Below are 22,452 nucleotides of genomic sequence, written 5' to 3' on the forward strand. Positions count from 1 at the left end.
GATCTGGCCGGATAAGGGCGGCGGTGCGAACCAAGCTGCCATCGACTCAACGTCTTTTTTTGGCTTGAAGTCGGCGTCGGCGGAAACATGCCTCACCTCATCTACACTTGCGGTGATCCTACGTCCGTGTTCAAAGTTTGCAGGCGCTTACTGCGCGGCAATGATTTGGCGAGAATGAAAGAAGTGCGAAACTATTTAGATAAAATTTTCAATTGGATTTTTAGAGCAAAAAAACGGCACCATGCGTTTGCTGTCCTCCTCTTTACTCTTGGAATCGGATGTTTCGCTGCACCCGCCGTTTGGGTTCAAGTTGCGGTGATTATGTCTGAAACCCTCCAGACTTGTATAGACCAACGCCCCACCAGCAATGGCTTAAGCGCCACTGATATTGCCGGTTATTTATGCATTATTTCATCCGTCGCAGTATTTTCGTTCTTTGAACTAAGAGAACCCAGAATAGAGCAGAAAGATAGTTTCAATATAGCGCTACCTGAAGAATCCGCGTCGTTAAAGTTTGTTTTGGATCGTATGTTCTCGGCAAGAGGTAAGCCCGTGGAGTTTTTGGGCTTCACCAACACAAGGCTGCAAGCCAAGCCTAAGCCAGGACGTTACTCATTTTCCACGATCTACGATGCTGCAAAAGGCGTGGTTGCTGCAACCGATGTACCAGGTGAAGAACGACCAGAGATACTTGTTAGCGAGAACGAAACGAAAATTTCAATAAGGGCAAACTATGGCTAAGACATATCCTATCGAGAATCCGCCGGGTGGATCATTGACATGCTCTGACGATCAAATGGCCATTGTAGATGTCATTGGCGGTTCAGTGCACGCTCAGTGCGTGTCAGTTCCTGAAAAAATCATTAGTGGCCACGATGAAGCCAAAGCGGCACAGTGGACTTTCAGCCTCATCACTGGTCAAGATCAGAGATTTTATGGTATTGTCCCCCATTATGTGCGAGAGATATTTCAATTAGGTGAATACGTACACTCAGAACCATGGAATGTTGGCCGTTTGAAAGACTACGTATCGCACCCGTGGAATTACGTTTATCCGCCGGAGGGCGAAAAGGTCGTAACTTATTTCGTTGCACCAAAAGAACTCGCCAGAATAGTTGATGGGCTTCGCGGGTGGGATTCGCTTAGATATTAGGCGTCTAACTCTGATTGCTGACAATTGCTGTGACAGACTCCCTAACGTTTCTCTTCGAGAAGTAGTAGCTCTCAGCATCGGAGCTAACTAGCAAGTTGGATTCGATCCGGTAATGCGGCGCTGCGCACACACGCGCCCCCGAGGTGCGCCGTCGCTCTCGGTTCACAGCCGGCATTCGTGCTGTGCGCGCCTAAGGTCGGATGCGGTCTGCCACACCTTGACCATGAAATGCAGTAGTGCCCCTTCCGTTATGGAAATTCGGTCGAATAATGCCCTCCATCGGCACTCAGTTCACTCGGAACCCTCCGCCGCCTGAAAACGGTTAACGAAAGGGGCGGGGTATCACGGTCTTTGAACCTCGTTAAACTGTATTGACGAGCGGAACCGCCAGGATTGGCCGGGATTGGCGGGCGATCTGGCCCTTGGCGCAATGGTCCGCCCCCGCACGCCGGAATTTCGTCACAGGCTCGCGGCAACGTGAGCGCGATTATCCGGGAAACCGGGCCGTACAGCCGAAACATGCCCCGCCCGGCACCAAACCCACCCGAATCGCCCATCTGGCGCGTTAACGAAGGTTGCCAACCGGCCGGTTCGACCCCTCCAACCGGCCGGGACTCACCATAAGGAAGGGTTAACGCGCCCCGGTTAACCCTGCGGTCGGCGGGTTTGCGGGGGCTTGGGAAATTCCCTTGATTTGCAGGGGCCCCGCGCGTAGAAGGCCCCATCTCAGGCATCGGGGCGACTCGGATGCCTTTGGTATCGTGGCGGCCCCACCCGGGGCCCCACGCAAGCAAAGCAACAGCTGGCGGTGCAAATTCCTGTCTGGAATCAAGGCACTGACTGACATTTCCGCGGGCAAACCGCGTGTGAAAAAAGGAGAAGGTCAGATGGATCTGATCGCACAACTCGAAGCGGAGCAGATCGCTTCGCTGGGGAAAGAGATCCCCGACTTCAAGGCAGGCGACACCGTCCGCGTCGGCTACAAGGTTACCGAAGGCACCCGCACCCGCGTCCAGAACTACGAGGGCGTTGTCATTTCTCGTAAGAATGGCAAGGGGATAGCCGGTTCGTTCACCGTTCGCAAAATCTCCTTCGGTGAAGGTGTGGAGCGTGTGTTCCCGCTGTACTCCACCAACATCGAGTCCATCGAAGTCGTCCGCCGCGGCCGCGTCCGCCGCGCGAAGATGTACTACCTCCGCTCGCGCCGCGGCAAGTCGGCCCGCATCGCGGAAGTCACCAATTACAAAGCCCCGAAGGCTCAGGCGTAAGGAACGGATCGGATGAAAAAGGATCTTCACCCCGACTACCACATCGTCACCGTCAAGATGACCGACGGGACCGAATTCCAGACCCGCACCACCTGGGGCAAGGAAGGCGACACGCTCGTCCTCGACATCGACCCCACCGTGCACCCGGCATGGACCGGCGGCTCCTCGCGCCTGCTGGACCAGGGCGGCCGCGTGTCGAAGTTCAAGAAGAAGTACGAAGGCCTCGGCTTCTGATATTTCCGAAGCCCGGCAAGGGCTTATTCGCCGACAGGAACGCCGCCCTCAAGGGCGGCGTTTGCCTTTTCGGGGACCGGTTCCTGCAGCGGCATGACCGGGAACAGCATGGATATGCGGGTCCCTTCCTCCGAGCTTTCGATCCTCAAGCCGCCGTTTGCGGAGCGCACGAAACCGGCCACCATCGACAGGCCCAGCCCGGTGCCCATGCCCGGCGGCTTGGTGGTGAAGAACGGCTCCGCCACCAGCGGCAGCGCGTCCCTGGGAATGCCGCAGCCGGTGTCCACCACCGCGATCGAGACATAGCGCCCGGGCGGCAGCGCGTGCCCGTCCCCTGTCTTCAGCGGCTCCGTCAGCCGCTCCTCCGACGTGACGATCTCCACCACGCCGCTGCCTTCGATGGCATCCACCGAGTTCTTCACGAGGTTCAGCAGCGCGGTCGTCAGTTGCGTGTCGTCCAGCCGGACAGGCAAACGCCCGGGATGGCGCACGTGCAGCTTCTGTATGCGCTCCGGCACCAGCGTCTGGACGAGCGACACGATGCCGTCCACGGCGACGTTCGCATCGACCACCCGCGCCCGTGTCGGCGCTTTGCGGGCATAGACCAGAAGTTGCTGGACAACCGCCTCCGCCCGTTTCGCCGCGGCCTGCGCCTCTTCGACGACAGCGTCGCGTTCGTCCCGTTCCGCCAGCAGGTGGTAGAGTTCGAGGTTGCCCTGCACCACCGTCAGTATGTTGTTGAAATCATGCGCTACTCCGCCGGCGAGGCGGCCGATGGCGGACATCTTCTGATCCTGTGCCAGCCGTTCCGCCGTCTCTTCGAGCGCCAGCCGAGAGGCGCGCGAGAACAGCATCGCCAGCGCCGTATAGGCCAGGGCCACCACCACGACGATCAGCACCCCCGCCTTTGCGAATGGGCCCTCGAACTTGTCCATATGGCTGCCGACGACCAGCAGAAGGAAGACGCCGAACAGGGCGATCTGCGACCAGGCCAGCCAGAGGATCCGGTCGCCGCGCCGGATCTGGTAGACCATCGTCGACCCCATGAGGATCGCGCCAAGGGCGATCTTTTCCGGCGCCTCGTTCATCGCGAAGTACACCGGCAGCCACATGAAGGAGACGACGACGACAAGGTAGGACAGACCGGCAATCGTCAGGTGGCGCGGCTCTGCCGTCTTGCGGTGCACGACGATGTAGCGGCAATGCAGCGCGTGACCGATGAAGTATCCGGCACACCACACGGCAGGCAGCAGGTTGCCCTCGTAGAAGAACAACAGGACCGCGCCGAGAAACACGGCCACCAGCCGCGCGATCAGCTCTCGGCGGACGCCGTATTCGACGTCGTACAGAAGCTGCATGTTCCGGCGTGTGCCTGTCATCTGCACCCATCTACCCTGTTGGTCCGGACGCCCGGCGCCCACGCATCTCCGGGAGCAGCCGACAGCGGACCTGCCGAGCTGCGGCGCCGTCGCTTACAACCGGGGCTCAGTACATTTACGTTTCGTAATTCTATACGCTCAACAGGGCCTGCAAAGACCCAAGCTTGGTTAAGGCCGCGGCTTTTTGGTTGAAACGGTGCGCTATTGGCACCGCAGGGCGGGATCGTCCAGCAGCGTGAACAAGGCGGCGTCGTCGATGGCGTCCGGGGCATAGCTGGCCCGGTTGGCCGACACGAGGCGGTCCAACGCCCGACCCGAGGCCTTGCCCCAAACGCCGTCCGGCTCCACCGGCCCGCAGCCCCGCACCGCCAGCTCGGCCTGAAGACCAAAGACCAGAACGCGCAACGGCAGGTCGTCCGCCTCCGCCATGATGTGCTCACCGGGGCAGGAGGTGCTGGCATAGTGCAGATGGGGCCGGATATTGGCGGTCGGCACGCGGTAGGCCCTCTGCGCTTCCGACATCACCCGGATATAGGACAGACGTGCGACGTCGGTCAGGGTCTCGTGGTTGAAATCGCCAAGTGCGACAACTGCGAAATGCCCGGTGAAGTCCGCCTTTTCCGTGCCGCCATGCACCGTCGACTTGGTGGCCGGGGCGTAGCGCACGGGCCGTCCCTTCGCGATCTGGCCGGTCTTGTCGACTGCATAGTGGTAGGCGATCATTCCCAGCCCGGCATTGGCCACGTGATCGTGGTTGATGTTGCGCACCCTCTGGGAAATCGACTGCCGGTCACGCGCCGCCGACGCCTTGCGGAAGAGCGCCGCATCCGTCCCGGCGAACCCTTCGTGGTGGAAGGTGATGTGGGTGATGCGCGGTTGCGCATAGGGGCGCAGCGCCTTCTGGTCGATTTCGCTCAGCTCGACCGTGATCTCGCCGGGGACCTTCAGCGGCGCAGGCTCGGGCACCATCCCCTCGGCCCGGAGCGTCGCGGGACACAGGAGCAGGACGCTCAACACTGCGATCTTCGGTAGCTTCATCCGCGGCACCTCCCCTGCCATGTGGGAAGTAGTCTGCCCGCAAGCGGCGTCCCGCGCGACCGGGAAAATGCCGGCGGCAGGAACGTGCCGCCGCCGGCGTGGGTGCTGTTCGGGGCGAGGACGGACCGCGCCCCACGCTGTTACTTGAACTTGCGGATCTCGCCGGACTTCAGTCGCGTCATGTAGCTGTCCAACTCCCGCTTCACGATCGGCATCAGGAAGTAGAGGCCCGCGATATTCACCACCGCCATGGCAAAGATCGCCGCATCGGAGAAGTCGATCACCGGGCCGAGGTTTGCCGCCGCACCGATCACGACAAAGATGCAGAAGATCACCTTGAAGACGATCTCGGTGGTCTTGCCTTCGCCGAAGAGGAAGGTCCACGCCTTGAGGCCGTAATAGCTCCACGAGATCATGGTCGAGAAGGCGAACAGGATCACCGCAACCGCCAGCACGTAGGGGAACCACGAGAAGGCCGAGGAGAACGCCGCCGAGGTCAGGCTGACGCCCGAGGACCCGTCCAGCGTCTGGATCGACCCGCCTTCGGTCAGGATGTATAGGCCGGTCTCCGGGTCGCTGACAAGCTGGCCAGAGATGATGATGACCAGCGCCGTCATGGTGCAGATCACCACCGTGTCGATGAACGGTTCCAGCAGGGAGACGAAGCCTTCGGTGATCGGCTCCTTCGTCTTCACGGCAGAGTGCGCGATGGCCGCCGAACCGACGCCCGCCTCGTTCGAAAAGGCCGCCCGCTTGAAGCCCTGGATCAGCGCGCCGACAAGGCCGCCCGCCACGCCGAGACCGGTGAAGGCGCCCGCGAAGATCTGGCCGAACGCCCAGCCGATCTTGTCCGCATTCATCAGGATGATGACCAGCGCCGCCAGGACGTAGAGCACGCCCATGAATGGCACGACCTTTTCGGTGACCTGCGCAATGGACTTCAGGCCGCCGATGATCACCGCAAAGACGACACAGGCAAAGATCACGCCGGTGATCCAGCCCGGGTATTCTCCCACGATGCCGGCAATCTGCTGGTGCGCCTGGTTGGACTGGAACATGTTGCCGCCGCCGAGGCTGCCCAGGATGCAGAAGATCGCGAACAGCACCGCCAGCACCTTGCCGCCCGGCAGGCCGCGCTCTGCAAAGCCCTTGGTCAGGTAGTACATGGGTCCGCCCGATACGTGCCCGTCGGGGAACTCGTTTCGGTACTTCACGCCCAACGTACACTCGGTGAACTTGGAGGCCATGCCCATCAGACCGGCGAGGATCATCCAGAAGGTCGCGCCGGGCCCCCCGATGCCGACGGCCACCGCGACCCCCGCGATATTGCCAAGCCCGACGGTGCCGGACAGGGCGGTGGCGAGCGCCTGGAAGTGGCTGACCTCACCGGCATCGTTGGGGTCGGAGTAGTCGCCCTTCACCAGCGCGATGGAATGCGGGAAGGCGCGGAACTGGATCAGGCCGAAGTAGATGGTAAAGACCGTCGCCGCAATCACCAGCCAGGCCACGATCCACGGGAAGGTCGTTCCGGGAAACGGGCTGAAGATGAAGTTGACGAACCAGCCCGTGGCATTGGCGAAAGCGTCGTTCACCGCCTGGTCGAGCGTCTTTTCCGCTTCCTGTGCACCGGCCGTGACCACCGAGGTGAAAAGTGCGAATGCGGCCAGGGCCGCGCGTTGAAAATACGTTGTCATCCTGTGGTGTCCTGTTCTGTGCGCGTCAAGGGACGATGGTGCAGGGCACCGGCGAAGCCTGGACCAGATGGCCCGCAACCGATCCGAAGACCCGGCTGCCGAGGGTGGATCGTCCGTTGCGTCCGATGAAGACCTGGGCGACGTCCGGTGCATCGGCGATTTCGCAAAGGATCTCGGCGATGTGGCCGTAGCGCATGATGGTCTCGACCTTGGCGCCCTTTGCTTCTGCCGCACGCCTCGACGGCGTGATGATCGCACTTTCGGCGCGGGCGAGTTCCTCCTTGCGGCGCTGGCTGCGTTCCTCGATCTCCTGCGGGGTCAGGAAGGAATAGGGCGACCATTCCAGCACATAGGCGATCACGATGGTGCCACCCTGGGCAATGGCCCGCTCGGTCGCGAAATCCAGCGCACGCTGCGCCGTTTCGCTCCCGTCGAAGCCGACAACGAACTTCCCTGTCATATCCGTGTTATCCTTTTGTCTTTATTGTTGGTTCAGCCTGAGGGCCTTGAATAGATTAGCAGTCGCCTCACGGGCGAATGGGCCGAAATGCTGTACTGCACCGGCGAATCCGACTGATTTTCCCTGTTCTGCGCGGACTTTTTGCAAAAGCTCGCCCCGTGGTTCCCGTAGCGGCAACTGCGACTCATTGGACTGTTTTGCATTCAGTTATTCGAATGTATAAGGACGCAATCCAGATTCTCGAGGCAGGAGCGCACCGTGGAATTTCGCAAGATCACTGACGACATCGCCGTCTCGCCGCAGATCGCCGCCGCAGACGTCAAGGCCATCGCCGACGCCGGATACCGGTCGATCATCTGCAACCGCCCGGATGGCGAAGGCGCCGACCAGCCCACCTTCCACGAGATCGCCGCCGCCGCCGAGGCGGCCGGTCTCAAGGCCGTCCACCAGCCTGTCGTCAGCGGCAAGGTGACGGACGACACCGCCGCGGAGTTCGGCAAGCTGTTGAAGGAGCTGCCCGGGCCTGTCTTCGCCTACTGCCGCACCGGCACCCGCTCGGCGACGCTCTGGTCGCTGTCGCAGGCCAGAACCATGGAGCCGTCGGCGATCCTGGGCGCAGCAAAGAACGCGGGCTACGACATGGCGGGCGTGGTCCGCCGCATCGTCAACGGCGGCAAGACCCCCACCGATGAGGGCGACGCGAAATTCGACGTGGTGATCGTTGGCGGCGGCGCTGCCGGTATCTCGGTCGCGGCTTCGCTGATGACCCGCCGCGCCGGGCTCGACATCGCCATCATCGACCCGGCCGACATCCACTACTACCAGCCCGGCTGGACCATGGTCGGCGGCGGCGTGTTCGAGGCACAGACCACCGCGCGTACCATGGCCTCGCTCATTCCCAAGGGTGTGCACTGGATCAAGTCCGCCGTTGCCGCCTTCGAACCCGGGAACAACGCCGTGATCCTCGACGGCTGCCGAGTCGTGAAATACGACCGGCTGATCGTCTGCCCGGGGCTGAAGCTCGACTGGAACGGCGTCGAAGGGCTGGTGGATACGCTTGGCAAGAACGGCGTCACCTCCAACTACCGCTTCGACCTGGCGCCCTACACATGGGAGCTGGTGCAGGGGCTGAAGAAGGGCCGCGCGCTGTTCACCCAGCCGCCGATGCCGATCAAATGCGCGGGCGCGCCGCAGAAGGCGCTCTACCTGTCGGGCGACCACTGGTATCGCAACGGCGCGCTGAAGGACATCGACATCCAGTTCATGAACGCCGGCGGGGTGCTGTTCGGGGTGAAGGACTACGTGCCCGCACTGATGAACTACATCGAACGGTACGACGCCAAGCTGAACTTCTTCCACAACCTGATCCGCGTGGACGGCGCGGCGAAGCAGGCGACCTTCAGGGTGGCGAAACCGGACACCGAACCGGCAGAGGTCACCGTGGATTTCGACATGCTGCATGTCTGCCCGCCGCAGGTCGCCCCCGACTTCATCCGCGTGTCGCCGCTGGCCGATGCGGCGGGCTGGGTCGACGTGGACCAGTCGACATTGCGCCACAAGACCTTCGACAACGTCTGGTCGCTGGGGGACGTGATGAACGCGCCCAACGCCAAGACCGCCGCCGCCGCGCGCATCCAGGCCCCTATCGTGGCCGAGAACGTGGTCGCGGACATGCGCGGGCTGAACCCGCAGGCGCTCTACAACGGCTACGGCTCCTGCCCGCTGACCGTCGAGAAGGGCAAGATCGTGCTGGCGGAGTTCGGCTATGGCGGGACGATGCTGCCGTCCTTCCCGAAGTGGTTCATCGACGGCACCAAGCCGACCCGCGCGGCGTGGCTCCTGAAAGAGCAGATCCTGCCGCCGATCTATTGGAAGGCCATGTTGCGCGGCCGGGAATGGATGGCCCGGCCAGAGACCGTCTCTGCAGGGTAAAGTACGAAGGGCCGGGACATGTTTCCGGCCCTTTTCGCGCACCGCCGAGGCAAGTTTTCCATGCAAAGGTGCATTCGAACCTTTTCAAATTCTATTTTTCGAATATATAAGCGGTCAACAACCGGGGCGACTCGCATGTCTGCCCCCAGACCTACAGGACTATGCCAATGGCTTCCCCCATCCTGAACCGCTTCAAACAATACCTGCCGATCCTGCAGTGGGCGAAGACCTACGACCGCGACACCGCGACCTCTGACCTTGTCGCCGCCGTGATCGTAACGATCATGCTGATCCCGCAGTCGCTCGCCTATGCCCTTCTGGCCGGACTGCCGGCCGAGATGGGGCTTTACGCCTCCATCCTGCCGCTGGTGGCCTATGCGATCTTCGGCACCTCCCGCGCGCTGGCCGTCGGGCCGGTGGCCGTGGTCTCGCTGATGACCGCCGCCGCCGTGGGCAACCTCGGCCTGTCCGAACCGCTCGAGATCGCCGTCGCGGCGGGCACGCTGGCGTTCATCTCCGGCGTGATCCTCACCGTGCTCGGCGTCCTGCGCCTCGGGTTCCTCGCGAACTTCCTGTCGCATCCGGTCATCGCCGGGTTCATCACCGCGTCCGGCATCCTGATCGCTGTGTCGCAGCTCAAGCATATCTTCGGGATCAAGTTGTCCGGCGACAACCTGCCGGAACAGATCGCCACCTTCTTCGAGCACGTGGGCGATACCAACCTCATCACGCTGGCCATCGGTATCGCCGCGACTGCCTTCCTGTTCTGGGTCCGCAAGGGGCTGAAACCGCTGCTGATCCGGTCGGGCATGAAGCCACGGCTTGCCGACATCTCGGCCAAGGCCGGCCCGGTCGCCGCCGTCGTCGTGACAACGCTGATCGCCTGGGGCTTCGGCCTGGCGGAGCGTGGCGTGAAGGTCGTCGGGGACATCCCGATGGGGCTCCCGCCGCTGACCATGCCGTCGATCTCCCCCTCGCTCTGGAGCGAGCTGTTTGTCCCGGCGCTGCTGATCTCGATCATCGGCTTCGTGGAGTCCGTGTCTGTGGCCAAGACGCTGGCCGCGAAGCGCCGCCAGCGCATTTCCCCCGACCAGGAGCTGATCGGTCTGGGCACGTCGAATATCGCGGCTGCCGTGTCGGGCGGCTACCCGGTCACCGGCGGCTTCTCCCGCTCTGTCGTGAACTTCGACGCGGGCGCGGAAACCCCGGCGGCGGGCGCCTTTACCGCCGTGGGTATCGGCCTTGCGACGCTGCTGCTGACGCCGCTGATCTACTTCCTGCCCAACGCCACGCTGGCCGCGACCATCATCGTTGCCGTGCTGTCGCTGGTCGACTTCTCGATCCTCAAGACGGCCTGGGGATATTCGAAGGTGGACTTTGCCGCTGTCGCCGCGACGATCCTGCTGACCCTCGGTTTCGGGGTGGAAGCGGGTGTCTCGGCTGGCGTGCTTCTGTCCATCGGCCTGCATCTCTACAAGACATCGCGCCCGCATGTCGCCGAGGTCGGCCTTGTCCCGAACACCGAACACTTCCGCAACATCAAGCGGCACAAGGTCGAAACGAAGCCCCACCTCGTGACCCTGCGCGTCGACGAAAGCCTGTACTTCGCCAACGCCAGCTTCCTCGAAGACTACGTTCTGGGCCGCGTCACCTGCGACCAGCCGATCCGGGATGTCGTGCTGCAGATGACCGCCGTGAACGAGGTCGACCTGAGCGCACTGGAAACGCTGGAAGAGCTGAACCACCGGCTGAAGGACATGGGCATCCGCCTGCACCTGTCGGAGGTCAAGGGCCCGGTCATGGACCGCCTGAAACGGTCCCACCTGCTCGACCACCTGACCGGCAAGGTCTACCTGTCGCAGTTCAACGCGTGGCAGGCCCTCAGCCCGGCGCCGCAAGGCCCCGAAGCCGCGAAGTCTTCAGAGGCGGACGCGGCCTGACGGCGTCAGGATAAAGACCTTGTCGCCCTCGAAGGCGGCAGCGGTCAGCTTCCGCCCGTAACCGGCCCCTGTATCGAGGTTCAGCCGGTGCGGGCGGAAATCCGGCGTGTCCACCGGCGTGTGCCCGTGCACGATGAAGGCCCCGTGGTCCCGCTGATCCATCAGGAACTCCTGCCGGATCCAGACGAGGTCGTCCTCCACCTGATCCTCCAGGGCAACACCCGGACGGACACCTGCGTGAACGAAGTACAGCGGCCCGACGCGGTGGAAGGTTTTCAGCTCCTGCAGGAACCGGAGGTGTCCGTCGGGCAGCAGCGCACGCATCTCCTCCGCCAGTTCGCTTTGCCGCACACGTTCCGGCACGGTCAGACCGTAGGAGGCCGCCGTCTCGATCCCGCCGAGATTTGGGTGGAACCAGTGGTAGCCGACCAGCAAGTGCGGATCGTTGCGCGGTGCGGGCGGGGTGACGAACCATTCGAACAGTCGGTCGTGGTTGCCCTTGATGCACGTCCAGTTGCGCCCTGCGGCAAGCCCCTCGCAAAGGATGTCGATCACACCCTTCGAATCCGGCCCCCGGTCGACATAGTCGCCCAGAAACACGATGTTGGCGTCCTTGCCTCCATCTGCCTCGATGCGGGACAGGGCCTCTTCCAGCAGGGCCCGCTGACCGTGAATGTCGCCAATGGCGTAGATCGTTTCTGTCATGGACAGGGACCTAGCACCCTCCCCCGCCAGCCGCCAGAGCCTGCTCTGCGCCGCCTGCCACCGCGCCGCCACACCACCCCGAAAAACGCGCACAATCTGACGCTAGGTCAAAGATGTCTTGGGCTTCCAAGTTTTCGCGACGTAGCTTATGGCGGCGTGCCCCGGCCAATCTGTATTTCCGGTCGCGGGCATATCTATCAAGGAGTTTGAAGATGAATGGACTGTCGTTCTGGTTCTTTGTGCTTGCAGTTATTTCCGGTGCTCTCGGTATGGCCTGGGGCATCCAGATGTCCGCCTCGGGCGACCACAGCCTCTCTATCGCACACGCGCACCTGAACCTGATCGGTTGGGTGGGTTTCGCGATTTTCGGGATCTACTATCACCTCGTGCCCGCCGCCCATGGCAAGCTTGCATGGGTGCATTTCTTCGTGGCGCTGCTGGGCCTTGGCGCCATCGTGCCCGGTATCGTCCTGGCGGTGACATCCCAGGGTGAGGTACTGGCGAAGGTCGGATCGGTTCTGACCTTCCTGTCGATCCTGGTTTTCCTCGTCGTCGTCATCCGGTCGCGGACCACGACGGCCTGAACAACGCCCCCGAAAAGGAAAAGGCGGGGCTGACCCCCGCCTTTTCATGTCTGGTGCAGCTGTCCTGCCTCAGGACACGTCGAAGGACAACGGCTTGATCTGGCGGAACAGGCCCGTCTCGGCCAGCTTGGCGCGCGCCTCTGCCGGGACCGGCTCATCGACGTAGAGCAGCGCGATGGCCTCGCCCTTGGCCGCCGACCGGCCCAGCGTGAAGTTCGCGATGTTCACGCCCATGCCGCCCAGCGTCATGCCGAGCGCACCGATGATCCCCGGCACGTCCTCGTTCGTGGTATACAGCATGTGCGCACCCACCTCGGCGTCGATGTTGATGCCCTTGATCTGGATGAAGCGCGGCTTCCCGTCCGAGAAGACCGTGCCCGCGATCGACCGCTCGCGCTGTTCGGTCACGACGGTCACCTTGATGTAGCCTTCGAACGCACCGGTCTGCGCCTGGTTCGTGGTGGAGATCTTGATGCCGCGATCCTTGGCGATCAGCGGGGCCGAGACCATGTTCACGTCCGGGTTCACCGACTTCATGATGCCCGCGATCAGCGAACAGTTCAGCGCGGCGAGGTTCATCTCGGCGGCGTAACCGTCATAGAGGATGTTAATCGCCTTGATCGGCTCGTCGGTCATCTGGCCGATGAAGTTGCCGAGGTGGTCGGCCAGCTTGATCCACGGCCCCATGACCTTGGCCTCTTCGGCGGTCACGTTCGGCATGTTCAGCGCGTTGGTGACAGCGCCGGTCAGCAGGTAGTCGGCCATCTGCTCGGCGACCTGCAGGGCGACGTTCTCCTGCGCTTCGGTGGTCGATGCGCCGAGGTGCGGCGTGCAGACCACGTTGGGCAGATTGAAGAGCGGGTTCTCCTTCGCCGGCTCCTCGACGAAGACGTCAAAGCCTGCACCGGCGACGTGGCCGGATTTCAGCAGTTCGGCCAGCGCCTCTTCGTCCACCAGGCCGCCACGGGCACAGTTGATGATCCGCACGCCCTTCTTGGTCTTCAGGAGGTTTTCCTTCGACAGGATGTTGCGTGTCTGGTCGGTCAAGGGGACGTGCAGGGTGATGAAGTCCGCGCGCTTCAGCAGGTCGTCGAGGTTCTCGATCTTCTCCACCTGCATCTGCTTCGCCTTCTCTTCCGAAAGGAAGGGATCGTAGGCGATGACCTTCATCTTCAGGCCGCGTGCACGGTCGCAGACGATGCCGCCGATGTTGCCCGCGCCGATCACGCCCAGCGTCTTGCCGGTCAGCTCGACGCCCATGAACTTCGACTTCTCCCACTTGCCCGCGTGGGTCGAGGCAGAGGCCTCGGGGATCTGGCGGGCGACGGCGAACATCATGGCGATGGCGTGCTCGGCCGTGGTGATCATGTTGCCGAAGGGCGTGTTCATGACGATCACGCCGTGCTTCGACGCTGCGTCCTTGTCGACGTTGTCCGTGCCGATCCCGGCGCGGCCCACGACCTTCAGGTTGGTGGCCTTCTCGAGGATCGACGGCGTCACCTTGGTGGCCGAACGGATCGCGAGACCGTCGTAGTTGCCGATGATCTCGGCCAGCTTTTCCTTGTCCTTGCCCACTTCGGGCATGAAGTCGACGTCGATGCCGCGGTCACGGAAGATCTGGACGGCCGCGTCGGAGAGCTTGTCGGAGATGAGAACTTTGGGAGCCATTTCTCTGGTCCTTGCACTATGCTGTGAGGGAACGGACCCGGACGCCCCTGCGGGGTCCGGATCCTGTGCATTTGAGGAAAAAGGAGGTGTCGCTCAGGCCGTTTCGGTCTGCGCCGCGATTTCCGTCTCGAAGGCCCACTTGAGCCAGAGCGTCAGCTTCTCGACATCCGCGGCCTCGACCGTGGCACCGCACCAGACGCGCAGGCCCGCCGGGGCATCGCGGTAGGCACCGATGTCATAGGCGGCGTTGTAGTCGTCGAGCTTCTTGGCAATCGCCTTGGCGAAGGCCGCGCCGTCCTTGATCCGCGCATCGGTGAACTTCAGGCAGACGGAGGTGTTCGACCGCGTTGCCGGGTCGACGGCGAGGTTCTCGATCCAGTCGTGCTCGTCGCAGAAGTCCCACAGCACCTTGGCGTTGGCGTCGGCGCGGTTCCTGAGCCCCTGAAGACCACCGACCGAGCGCGCCCAGTCGAGCGCCACGAGGTAATCCTCGACCGCCAGCATGGAGGGCGTGTTGATCGTCTCGCCGACGAAGATGCCTTCGATCAGCTTGCCGCCCTTGGTCATGCGGAAGATCTTCGGCATCGGCCAAGCCGGGGTGTAGGATTCCAGCCGCTCGACGGCGCGGGGGCTGAGGACCAGCATGCCATGCGCTGCTTCGCCGCCCATCACCTTCTGCCAGGAGAAGGTGGTCACATCCAGCTTGTCCCACGGCAGGTCCTGCGCAAACGCGGCAGAGGTCGCGTCGCAGATGGTCAGCCCTTCGCGGTCGGCGGGGATCTTGTCGCCGTTGGGGACACGCACGCCGGAGGTGGTGCCGTTCCAGGTGAAGACGACGTCGGTGTCGAAATCGACCTCGGCGAAATCGACGATCTCACCGTAACCCGCGGTCTTCACCTCGGCGTCGATCTTGAGCTGCTTGACCACGTCGGTCACCCAGCCGGACCCGAAGGACTCCCAGGCAACCATGGTGGCCTTGCGGGCGCCCAGCAGCGACCACATCGCCATCTCGACGGCGCCGGTATCAGAGGCGGGAACGATGCCGATCTTGTAGTCGGCGGGGATGCCCAGGATCTCGCGCGTGCCTTCGATGGCCGCTTTCAGCTTCTCCTTGCCGATCTTCGCACGGTGCGAACGACCGAGGGCGGCATCGGAGAGCTTGTCGAGCGTGAACGTGGGGATCTTGGCGCAGGGGCCAGAAGAGAAACGCGGGTTTGCCGGCCGCGTGGCCGGATGGTCGTGTGCCATATCTGCTAACCTTCCAGATAGATGCCTCTCGTTGGGGAGAGGTGTCCCGCCGACGCGTCTATGCCCTTCCCGCAGGCTCGGCAAGTCGGATAATGCAGCCCGATGGTCGCATTTGATTTTCGCCGGGGCGGGTCTGGAGCGGATCGGAAACTTCGGACAGGCGCCGGACCGGCAAAGACGGTTAGAGCCGGTCGAGGCCCCCTTCGGCGAAGTCGGCGGCCAGCTCCGCGAACTCCGCGCGGGACAGCCCCTTGCCCGGCCGGTGCCACTGGTAGACCCAGTTGATGATCCCGAAGACCGTCATGGTCGCGGCACGCAGGCGGTCCCCTGTCAGGTCGGGGCGCTGATGCTGCAGGGCGCCGGACATCAGCCGAACGAGGGTCCGCTGGTGCGACAGCACCGGCTGCTGCAGGTCGTCGGGCAAGGTGTGCAGGGTTTCGAGTTGTAGCTTGTGTTCGGCATCGGCGTGTTCGAACGCTTCGAGCAGCGCGGCCATCAGCGCGCGCAGACCCTGTGGTGCCGCCTGTTCGGCCCGTTCGACGACATGGTCGTAATGGGTCTTCAGGATGTCCGACAGCATCGATTCCTTGCTGTCATAGTAGTGATAGAGGAGGGCCTTCGAGACGCCGCAGGCCTTCGCCGCGCCCGACATGGAGGCGCGGTCGAAGCCGTTCTTCGCAAAGTACTCCGCCGCGCCCTTGCGGATCGCGTCGCGCTTCTCGGCGTGGTCCCGGGCCAGTCCCCTCGCCACCCGCTCAGCCCTTGGGCCGGTTGTCGACGATGCGCACCGCCTTGCCCTGGCTGCGGGCCACGCCGCCGGGTTCGGCCAGGTCGACAAGGACCGAGACGCCGACCACCTGCTTGATCTTCAGCGACAGTTCCCGGCAGGCCGCGGCGCCCTGATCGGCGGCATGGGGGAAGCACTCCACCTTCACGCGCATCTCGTCCCTGTGCTCCACCCGGTTCAGTTCCAACTGGAAGTGCGGCGCGAGCGCCTTCACCGTCATCAGCTGCTCCTCGATCTGGGTGGGGAAGACGTTCACGCCGCGCAGGATGATCATGTCGTCGGACCGGCCCGTGACCTTCTCCATCCGGCGCATCGTCCGTGCGGTGCCCGGCAGGAGACGGGTCAGGTCGCGCGTGCGGTAGCGGACGATGGGGAAGGCCTCTTTCGTCAGGGAGGTGAAGACCAGTTCGCCCAGCTCGCCGTCGGGCAGGACCGCGCCGGTTTCGGGGTCGATGATCTCGGGATAGAAGTGGTCCTCCCAGATGTGCAGGCCATCCTTGGTCTCCACGCATTCGTTGGCGACACCCGGGCCCATGACCTCCGACAGGCCGTAGATGTCGACCGCGTGCATGTCGAAGGCGTCCTCGATCTCGCGCCGCATGGCGTTGGTCCAGGGCTCCGCCCCGAAGATGCCGACCTTCAGCGGCGACTTGCGCGGGTCGCGGCCCTGCTCGGCGTATTCGTCGATGATCGACAGCGCGTAGGAGGGCGTCACCGTGATGCCCGTCGCGCCGAAATCCTCGATCAGGCGGACCTGCCGCTGTGTCATGCCGCCCGAAATCGGCACCGTGGTCAGGCCCAGCTTGTCCGCGCCAAGGTGGATGCCGAGGCCCCCGGTGAACAGCCCGTAGCCGTAGGCGTTGTGCAGGATGTCACCGGCGCGCAGACCGGAGGCGCGCAGGCTGCGGGCCACCACCGTCGCCCATGTGTCGAGGTCCTTCTCGGTATAGCCCACGACCGTCGGCTGCCCGGTCGTGCCGGAGGACGCATGGATACGCTTCACCTGCGCGCGCGGGACGGCGAACATCCCGAAGGGGTAATTGTCGCGCAGGTCTGTCTTGACCGTGAAGGGGAACTTCCCGAGGTCTTCGAGGCTGGTCAGGTCGTCCGGATGCACACCCGCCGCGTCAAAGCTCGCCTTGTAATGCGGGACGTTGTCGTAGGCGTGGCGCAGCGACCATTTCAGCCGCTCCAGTTGCAGCGCTGCCAGTTCATCGCGAGAGGCCGTTTCGATCGCCTCGAGATCGCCGGGCCGTGGGGACAGGTCTTCCATCGTGTTATCCTTCCTGCGCTGCCGCCGCGCTGCCGGGCCGCATCAGATCGCTTCCAGCGCGAGAGCGATGCCCTGACCGACGCCGATGCACATCGTGCAGAGCGCGTGTTTCTCCATCCGGTCCTGCAGCGACTGCGCGGCGGTCAGCACAAGCCGCGCGCCCGACATGCCAAGCGGATGGCCGAGCGCTATGGCCCCGCCGTGCGGGTTCACATGCGGTGCGTCGTCGGGCAGGCCCAGGTGACGCGTGACGGCCAGGGCCTGGGCCGCGAATGCCTCGTTCAACTCGATCACATCGAAGGTCGAGATGTTCATGTTCAGCAAGCCCAGCAGCTTCTCGGTCGCGGGCGCGGGGCCGAAGCCCATGATCCGCGGCGCCACCCCTGCCGTCGCCGCCCCGAGGATGCGGGCGACAGGTGTCAGGCCGTGCTTCTCGGCGGCTTCGGGTGAGGCGATGACCAGCGCGCAGGCGCCGTCGTTGACACCCGAAGCGTTGCCCGCGGTGACCGAGCCGCCCTCGCGGAAGGGCGTTTTCAACGCGGCGAGCTTGTCCATCGTTGTCTGGCGCGGGTGTTCGTCCGTGTCGACGACGACCGGATCGCCCTTGCGCTGCGGGATGGTGACCGGGGTGATCTCCTTCGCCATCCGGCCCGATGCGATGGCGGCGGCAGCGCGCTCCTGCGAGCGAAAGGCAAAGGCGTCCTGGTCCGCGCGCGAGACGTTGAAGTCCTCGGCCACGTTCTCGGCCGTCTCGGGCATGGAGTCGGTGCCAAAGCCCTTCTGCATCGCCTTGTTGACGAACCTCCAGCCGATGGTCGTGTCGTAGACCGCGTTGCCGCGGGAGAAGGCGGCATCGGCCTTGGGCATGACGAAGGGCGCGCGGGACATACTCTCGACGCCGCCTGCCACGATGATCTCGGCCTCGCCGCACTTGATCTGTCGGGCGGCGAAGGCCACCGCGTCCAGACCGGAACCGCAGAGCCGGTTGATGGTGGTGCCGGGCACGCTTTCGCCCAGCCCGGCCAGCAGCGCGGCCATGCGGGCGACGTTGCGGTTGTCCTCGCCCGCCTGATTAGCGCACCCCATGATGACCTCGTCCACCGGCAGCCCTTCGGGCACGACGGCGCGGATCACGTGGGCCAGCATGTCGTCCGGGCGGACGGAGGCCAGGGCGCCGCCGTAGCGGCCGATGGGGGTGCGGGTGCCCTGGCAGAGCCATGCTTCACGCATTGGGTTTCTCCTCTGACGCGCGCGCGGCGCTTGTTTCTGATGGCTCTTCGAAGAGCGTGCCCTTGATGGTCCGCGACAGGCCACGCATCAGCGCGACAGTGCGCCCGTCCTCGCCGGTGACCGTAACGTCGTAGACGCCCGACCGTCCGGGCCGGGCCTGTTCCCGCGCCGTGGCAGTCAGACGCTCGTCGGCGCGGCCCGGGGACAGGAAGGTGATCTGGTTCTCCTGCGCCACCGTCACCTGGTTGTAGGTGTTGCAGGCGAAGGCGAAGGCGCTGTCGGCAAGGGTGAAGATGAACCCGCCATGGCAGATGCGGTAGCCGTTCAGGTGATGCGGCATGACCTGCATCGACAGCACCGCCTCTCCGGGCGCGATGCGCTCGATCCGCATGCCCATGCCCTGACTGGCGGCGTCGGTGGCCCACATGGCCTCCGCCGAACGCTCTGCGCGCTCCTGTGGTGTCATTGGCGATGTCCTCCCTGCCCGGAACGATGCACAAACCCGACCGGTCGGTCAAGTATGTTGATTTGTGGCGCGGCTTGACGCAGGGTGGCGCGAGGGTGGCGCACAGCCCCACCCTACAGGACGTCATCAGGGAGGAGAGGTCATGAACGGCATCGCACCGGAAAGCTACGTGGCAGGGAAGTGGATCGGACCGGGCACCGCGGCCAAGCCGATCATGAGCCCGGTCGACGGGTCGGAAATCGCCCGCGCCGGGGGGGCGGACCTGGACTTTGCGGCGATGCGGGCCTTCGCGCTGGACAAGGGCGGACCGGCCCTGCGCGCCATGACCTTCCACCAGCGCGCGAAGATGCTGAAGGCGCTCGCAGGCTACATCGGGTCCCGCAAGGAAGAGCTTTACGCCCTGAATCCCCTGACCGGCGCCACGCGCAAGGATGGCGCCGTGGACATCGAGGGCGGCATCATCACCATGACCGTCATCGCCGGGAAGGGCCGCCGCGAGATGCCGGACGGCCACGTCTACATTGACGGCGAGGTCGAGCGCATCTCACGCTCCGGCACCTTCCTCGCCCAGCACATTGCCGTGCCGCGGCAGGGGGTTGCGGTCCACATCAACGCGTTCAATTTCCCCGTCTGGGGGATGCTGGAAAAGCTCGCCCCCACTCTGCTGGCCGGGATGCCCGCCATCGTGAAACCGGCGACCCAGACCTGTTACCTGACCGAGGCCTGCTTTCGCATGATCGTCGAGTCGGGGCTGGTGCCTGAGGGGGCGGTGCAGCTGATCGTCGGGGGAACGGGCGACCTTCTGGATCGGCTCGGCCCGCAGGACGTGGTCAGCTTCACCGGCTCCGCGGACACCGCACTGACCCTCAGATCGAACCGCAACCTGCTGTCCCAGTCCGTGCGCTTCATGGCCGAGGCGGATTCGCTCAACGCCTCCGTCCTCGGGCCGGACGTTGTGCCGGGCAGCGAGGAGTTCGACCTGTTCGTGAAGCAGGCCGCCACGGAAATGACGGTCAAGGCCGGGCAGAAGTGCACCGCGATCCGGCGGATCATCGTGCCCGAGGCGCAGATGGATGCCGTGACGGAGGCGCTGGCCGAACGGCTGCGCGGCACGACCATCGGCGATCCGGCGGGCGATGCGCGCATGGGGGCGCTGGCCTCTGCCGCGCAACGGGCGGACGTGCTGGAGAAGGCGGCGATGCTCGCGTCCGAGGCGACGAACGTGCTGGAGGGCCTGACTGCACCGGACGGTCCCGGCTTTGTCGCGCCGATGCTGTTCCGCTGCGCCGACCCCGATGCGGGCCGCACGGTGCATGACGTGGAGGCGTTCGGCCCGGTCTCGACCGTCATGCCGTACCGCGACCTGCCCCATGCCGCCGCCCTTGCCAACCGTGGGAATGGGTCGCTTGTGGCGTCGCTGGTGACGGGCGATCCGCAGGTGGCGCGCGCCTTCACGCTGGACAGCGCGGCGTGGCACGGGCGGCTGTACATCACCGACCGAACCTCCATGAAGGAGGCGACCGGCCATGGCTCTCCGCTGCCGCACCTCGTGCATGGCGGGCCGGGCCGTGCCGGCGGGGGCGAGGAACTGGGCGGCGTGCGCGGCGTCCTGCACTACATGCAGCGGACCGCCGTGCAGGGGTCGCCCGACGTGCTGACCGCGGTGACCGGCCAGTGGGTGCCCGGCGCGCGCGAGATCGAGGGGCCCGCGCATCCCTTCCGCCGCACCTTCCGCTACATCGAGATCGGCGAGACCATCGTGACCGAACCGCGCGAGGTGACGCTGGAGGACATCGAGCATTTCGCCCATTTCACCGGCGACACCTTCTACGCCCACATGGACGAGGCCGCAGCACAGGCGAACCCCTTCTTCCCGGGCCGGGTGGCGCATGGCTACCTGCTGCTCAGCTTCGCGGCGGGCCTGTTCGTGATGCCCGATCCGGGGCCGGTCCTCGCCAATACCGGGCTGAACGGCCTGTCCTTCCAGAAGCCCGTCTCGCCCGGCGACCGGGTCCACGTGCGGCTGACCGCCAGGCGCAAGACGCAGCGCACCGACGCCTATGGCGAGGTCGCCTGGCACGTCACTCTCTACAATCAAGAGGCCGAGCAGGTGGCGGAATACGAGCTTTTGACCATGGTCGCCTACGAAATGCCCTGAGCGGGTTTTGCCTTTCCCCCCGGTTGGTTCTAATCGGGGGGCCATGGACCCGCTCAAACCCTTGATCGACAACCTGAACGCCGAAGGACGGCCGCGCATCTGGTCGCTTGTGATCACGGTGTTCGGCGACAGCGTGCAGCATCGCGGTGGCCGGATCGCCACCGCCCGGCTGAGCCGCCTGCTGGGCCGGATCGGGGTGGAAACGGGCGCGGTCAGGACCGCCTTGTCGCGCCTTTCGCAGGACGGCTGGGTCGAAGGGAAACGCAGCGGCCGCACCAGCAGCTACACCCTGACGGACCGCGGCCTGCAGGAGTTCGGCCCCGCCACCGCCCGGATCTATGCGCCGCCCCGGCAACGCCCGGTGGGCGAATGGGTCTTCGACTGGCCCGGCGTGGAGGGTGCGCTGCGGCTGGGACAGGGCAGTCTGCGCCCCGCCCCCGTGACCGACACGCCCGGCGGGCTGAGGATGACCGGCACGTTGACCGGCGATGCCGGAACGCAGGTGCGCGCGTCGCTGGACCCTTACCATGCCATTGCGCTGGAACGGATGGCCCAGGACCTGACGGCGCTATCCGGGATCGACGCCAGCCCCCTCGATGCGGCGGCGGCGCGGCTCTTGCTGGTGCACCGCTGGCGGCGGCTGGTGTTGCGCTGGCCCGAGGTTCCGGCAGAGCTGATGCCCGAGGACGCCGCCCCGCGCGACCTGCGGCGCGCCATGGCAGAGGCCTACAAGCATCTCGCCCCCGCAGCCGAGGCATGGCTCGACACCGCCGACGGCGAGATGCCGGCAATGCCCCCCGCCGGCCCGGATTTTTCTTTGCGCTTCGGCGGATTGCAAACCCCTTGATTTGCCGCCGCGAAGGCGCAACTCTTTGGGTATGAACAGCTTGACCCCTTTCCCCGACCGTGGGGGCGCCAACGAGGTGGTGGCCTTCCAGCGCGCGGAGCTGAACATCATCCTCTCGCTTTACGGCCGCATGGTCGCCGCCGGTGAATGGCGCGACTACGGCATATCGTCGTTGCGGGAGGTGGCCATCTTCTCGGTCTTCCGGCGCACGGCGGAGCACCCGCTTTACTGCATCGAAAAGCGTCCCAAGCTGCGCAGCAAGCAGGGCGAATACGCGGTGATCGGGATGGAGGGGCAGATCCTCAAGCGCGGGCACGACCTGAAGACCGTGCTGCGCGTGCTGGAACGAAAGCTGATCCGCGCCGTGGAGTGACCCCGGCGCGGCCTT

General features: G+C 64.5%; 21 protein-coding genes. 10 read left to right on the forward strand and 11 right to left on the reverse strand.

The window, feature by feature from the left end; translation table 11 throughout:
* Positions 1-87: 87 nt before the first annotated feature.
* The 4 genes from ACU0DV_RS12650 to rpmE all read left to right on the forward strand — a co-directional run bounded on the left by ACU0DV_RS12650 (position 88) and on the right by rpmE (position 2,655).
* Positions 88-741 carry a hypothetical protein gene (locus ACU0DV_RS12650; RefSeq protein ID WP_157814949.1) on the forward strand — a complete coding sequence of 218 codons (654 nt, stop codon included), beginning with the start codon at positions 88-90 and terminating at the stop codon, positions 739-741.
* The gene (locus ACU0DV_RS12655; protein ID WP_157814950.1) at positions 734-1,153 is read left to right on the forward strand and encodes a hypothetical protein; all 420 of its coding nucleotides are present in this window, start codon (positions 734-736) and stop codon (positions 1,151-1,153) included. Before ACU0DV_RS12650 ends, ACU0DV_RS12655 begins: the two co-directional genes overlap by 8 nt.
* A gap of 887 nt (positions 1,154-2,040) precedes the next feature.
* Positions 2,041-2,421 carry a 50S ribosomal protein L19 gene (gene rplS, locus ACU0DV_RS12660; RefSeq protein WP_005863529.1) on the forward strand — a complete coding sequence of 127 codons (381 nt, stop codon included), beginning with the start codon at positions 2,041-2,043 and terminating at the stop codon, positions 2,419-2,421.
* Between the two features lie 12 nt (positions 2,422-2,433).
* Positions 2,434-2,655 carry a 50S ribosomal protein L31 gene (gene rpmE, locus ACU0DV_RS12665; RefSeq protein ID WP_005863531.1) on the forward strand — a complete coding sequence of 74 codons (222 nt, stop codon included), beginning with the start codon at positions 2,434-2,436 and terminating at the stop codon, positions 2,653-2,655.
* 23 nt (positions 2,656-2,678) lie between these two features.
* Here the strand turns inward: rpmE and ACU0DV_RS12670 are convergent, their stop codons facing one another.
* From ACU0DV_RS12670 to ACU0DV_RS12685, 4 genes are all read right to left on the reverse strand, one after another.
* A complete protein-coding gene (locus tag ACU0DV_RS12670) occupies positions 2,679-4,034 on the reverse strand; it encodes an ATP-binding protein (protein ID WP_283981480.1) in 1,356 nt (451 codons plus the stop codon).
* A 201-nt stretch (positions 4,035-4,235) separates the two neighbouring features.
* Positions 4,236-5,072, reverse strand: a complete 837-nt coding sequence (locus ACU0DV_RS12675) for an N-acetylmuramoyl-L-alanine amidase (RefSeq protein ID WP_446241535.1) — start codon at positions 5,070-5,072, stop codon at positions 4,236-4,238.
* Between the two features lie 140 nt (positions 5,073-5,212).
* A complete protein-coding gene (locus ACU0DV_RS12680) occupies positions 5,213-6,766 on the reverse strand; it encodes an alanine/glycine:cation symporter family protein (protein WP_370313756.1) in 1,554 nt (517 codons plus the stop codon).
* Positions 6,767-6,791: 25 nt separating this feature from the next.
* Positions 6,792-7,226 carry a universal stress protein gene (locus ACU0DV_RS12685; RefSeq protein ID WP_100928439.1) on the reverse strand — a complete coding sequence of 145 codons (435 nt, stop codon included), beginning with the start codon at positions 7,224-7,226 and terminating at the stop codon, positions 6,792-6,794.
* A gap of 258 nt (positions 7,227-7,484) precedes the next feature.
* On the opposite strand from ACU0DV_RS12685, the gene ACU0DV_RS12690 reads away from it, so the two are divergent.
* Positions 7,485-9,158: a TIGR01244 family sulfur transferase gene (locus ACU0DV_RS12690; protein WP_446241536.1), complete on the forward strand. Its 1,674-nt coding sequence runs from the start codon at positions 7,485-7,487 to the stop codon at positions 9,156-9,158.
* Positions 9,159-9,325: 167 nt separating this feature from the next.
* On the forward strand, positions 9,326-11,098 hold the full coding sequence (locus tag ACU0DV_RS12695; RefSeq protein WP_446241537.1) for a SulP family inorganic anion transporter: 1,773 nt from the start codon (positions 9,326-9,328) through the stop codon (positions 11,096-11,098).
* Here the strand turns inward: ACU0DV_RS12695 and ACU0DV_RS12700 are convergent.
* Positions 11,078-11,803, reverse strand: coding sequence for a metallophosphoesterase family protein (locus ACU0DV_RS12700; RefSeq protein WP_283981483.1), 726 nt, complete (start codon positions 11,801-11,803; stop codon positions 11,078-11,080). The two genes, ACU0DV_RS12695 and ACU0DV_RS12700, sit on opposite strands and share 21 nt — an antisense overlap.
* A 212-nt stretch (positions 11,804-12,015) precedes the next feature.
* On the opposite strand from ACU0DV_RS12700, the gene ACU0DV_RS12705 reads away from it, so the two are divergent.
* Positions 12,016-12,387, forward strand: coding sequence for a hypothetical protein (locus ACU0DV_RS12705; RefSeq protein ID WP_446241538.1), 372 nt, complete (start codon positions 12,016-12,018; stop codon positions 12,385-12,387).
* A gap of 69 nt (positions 12,388-12,456) precedes the next feature.
* On the opposite strand, the gene serA is transcribed toward ACU0DV_RS12705, so the two are convergent.
* From serA to paaI, 6 genes are all read right to left on the reverse strand, one after another.
* The gene (gene serA / locus ACU0DV_RS12710) at positions 12,457-14,055 is read right to left on the reverse strand and encodes a phosphoglycerate dehydrogenase (protein WP_446241539.1); all 1,599 of its coding nucleotides are present in this window, start codon (positions 14,053-14,055) and stop codon (positions 12,457-12,459) included.
* Positions 14,056-14,148: 93 nt separating this feature from the next.
* Positions 14,149-15,303, reverse strand: coding sequence for a phosphoserine transaminase (locus tag ACU0DV_RS12715; protein ID WP_283981485.1), 1,155 nt, complete (start codon positions 15,301-15,303; stop codon positions 14,149-14,151).
* A 181-nt stretch (positions 15,304-15,484) separates the two neighbouring features.
* Complete coding sequence (locus ACU0DV_RS12720; RefSeq protein WP_446241540.1) at positions 15,485-16,054, reverse strand: TetR/AcrR family transcriptional regulator; 570 nt, start codon at positions 16,052-16,054, stop codon at positions 15,485-15,487.
* A 4-nt stretch (positions 16,055-16,058) separates the two neighbouring features.
* Positions 16,059-17,363: a phenylacetate--CoA ligase PaaK gene (gene paaK / locus ACU0DV_RS12725; RefSeq protein WP_446241541.1), complete on the reverse strand. Its 1,305-nt coding sequence runs from the start codon at positions 17,361-17,363 to the stop codon at positions 16,059-16,061.
* A gap of 42 nt (positions 17,364-17,405) precedes the next feature.
* Positions 17,406-18,593, reverse strand: coding sequence for a 3-oxoadipyl-CoA thiolase (gene pcaF, locus ACU0DV_RS12730; protein WP_283981488.1), 1,188 nt, complete (start codon positions 18,591-18,593; stop codon positions 17,406-17,408).
* Complete coding sequence (gene paaI / locus ACU0DV_RS12735) at positions 18,586-19,059, reverse strand: hydroxyphenylacetyl-CoA thioesterase PaaI (RefSeq protein ID WP_100928449.1); 474 nt, start codon at positions 19,057-19,059, stop codon at positions 18,586-18,588. Before paaI ends, pcaF begins: the two co-directional genes overlap by 8 nt.
* A 142-nt stretch (positions 19,060-19,201) precedes the next feature.
* Here paaI and paaZ point away from each other — a divergent pair, with 142 nt between their 5' ends.
* The 3 genes from paaZ to ACU0DV_RS12750 are packed head-to-tail and all read left to right on the forward strand — an operon-like array spanning position 19,202 to position 22,437.
* Positions 19,202-21,217, forward strand: coding sequence for a phenylacetic acid degradation bifunctional protein PaaZ (paaZ, locus tag ACU0DV_RS12740; protein WP_446241542.1), 2,016 nt, complete (start codon positions 19,202-19,204; stop codon positions 21,215-21,217).
* Between the two features lie 43 nt (positions 21,218-21,260).
* The gene (locus ACU0DV_RS12745; RefSeq protein WP_446241543.1) at positions 21,261-22,064 is read left to right on the forward strand and encodes a PaaX family transcriptional regulator C-terminal domain-containing protein; all 804 of its coding nucleotides are present in this window, start codon (positions 21,261-21,263) and stop codon (positions 22,062-22,064) included.
* A 31-nt stretch (positions 22,065-22,095) separates the two neighbouring features.
* The gene (locus tag ACU0DV_RS12750) at positions 22,096-22,437 is read left to right on the forward strand and encodes a DUF2794 domain-containing protein (protein WP_283981491.1); all 342 of its coding nucleotides are present in this window, start codon (positions 22,096-22,098) and stop codon (positions 22,435-22,437) included.
* Positions 22,438-22,452: the final 15 nt, after the last annotated feature.

It is taken from the genome of Sagittula sp. (assembly GCF_052825245.1).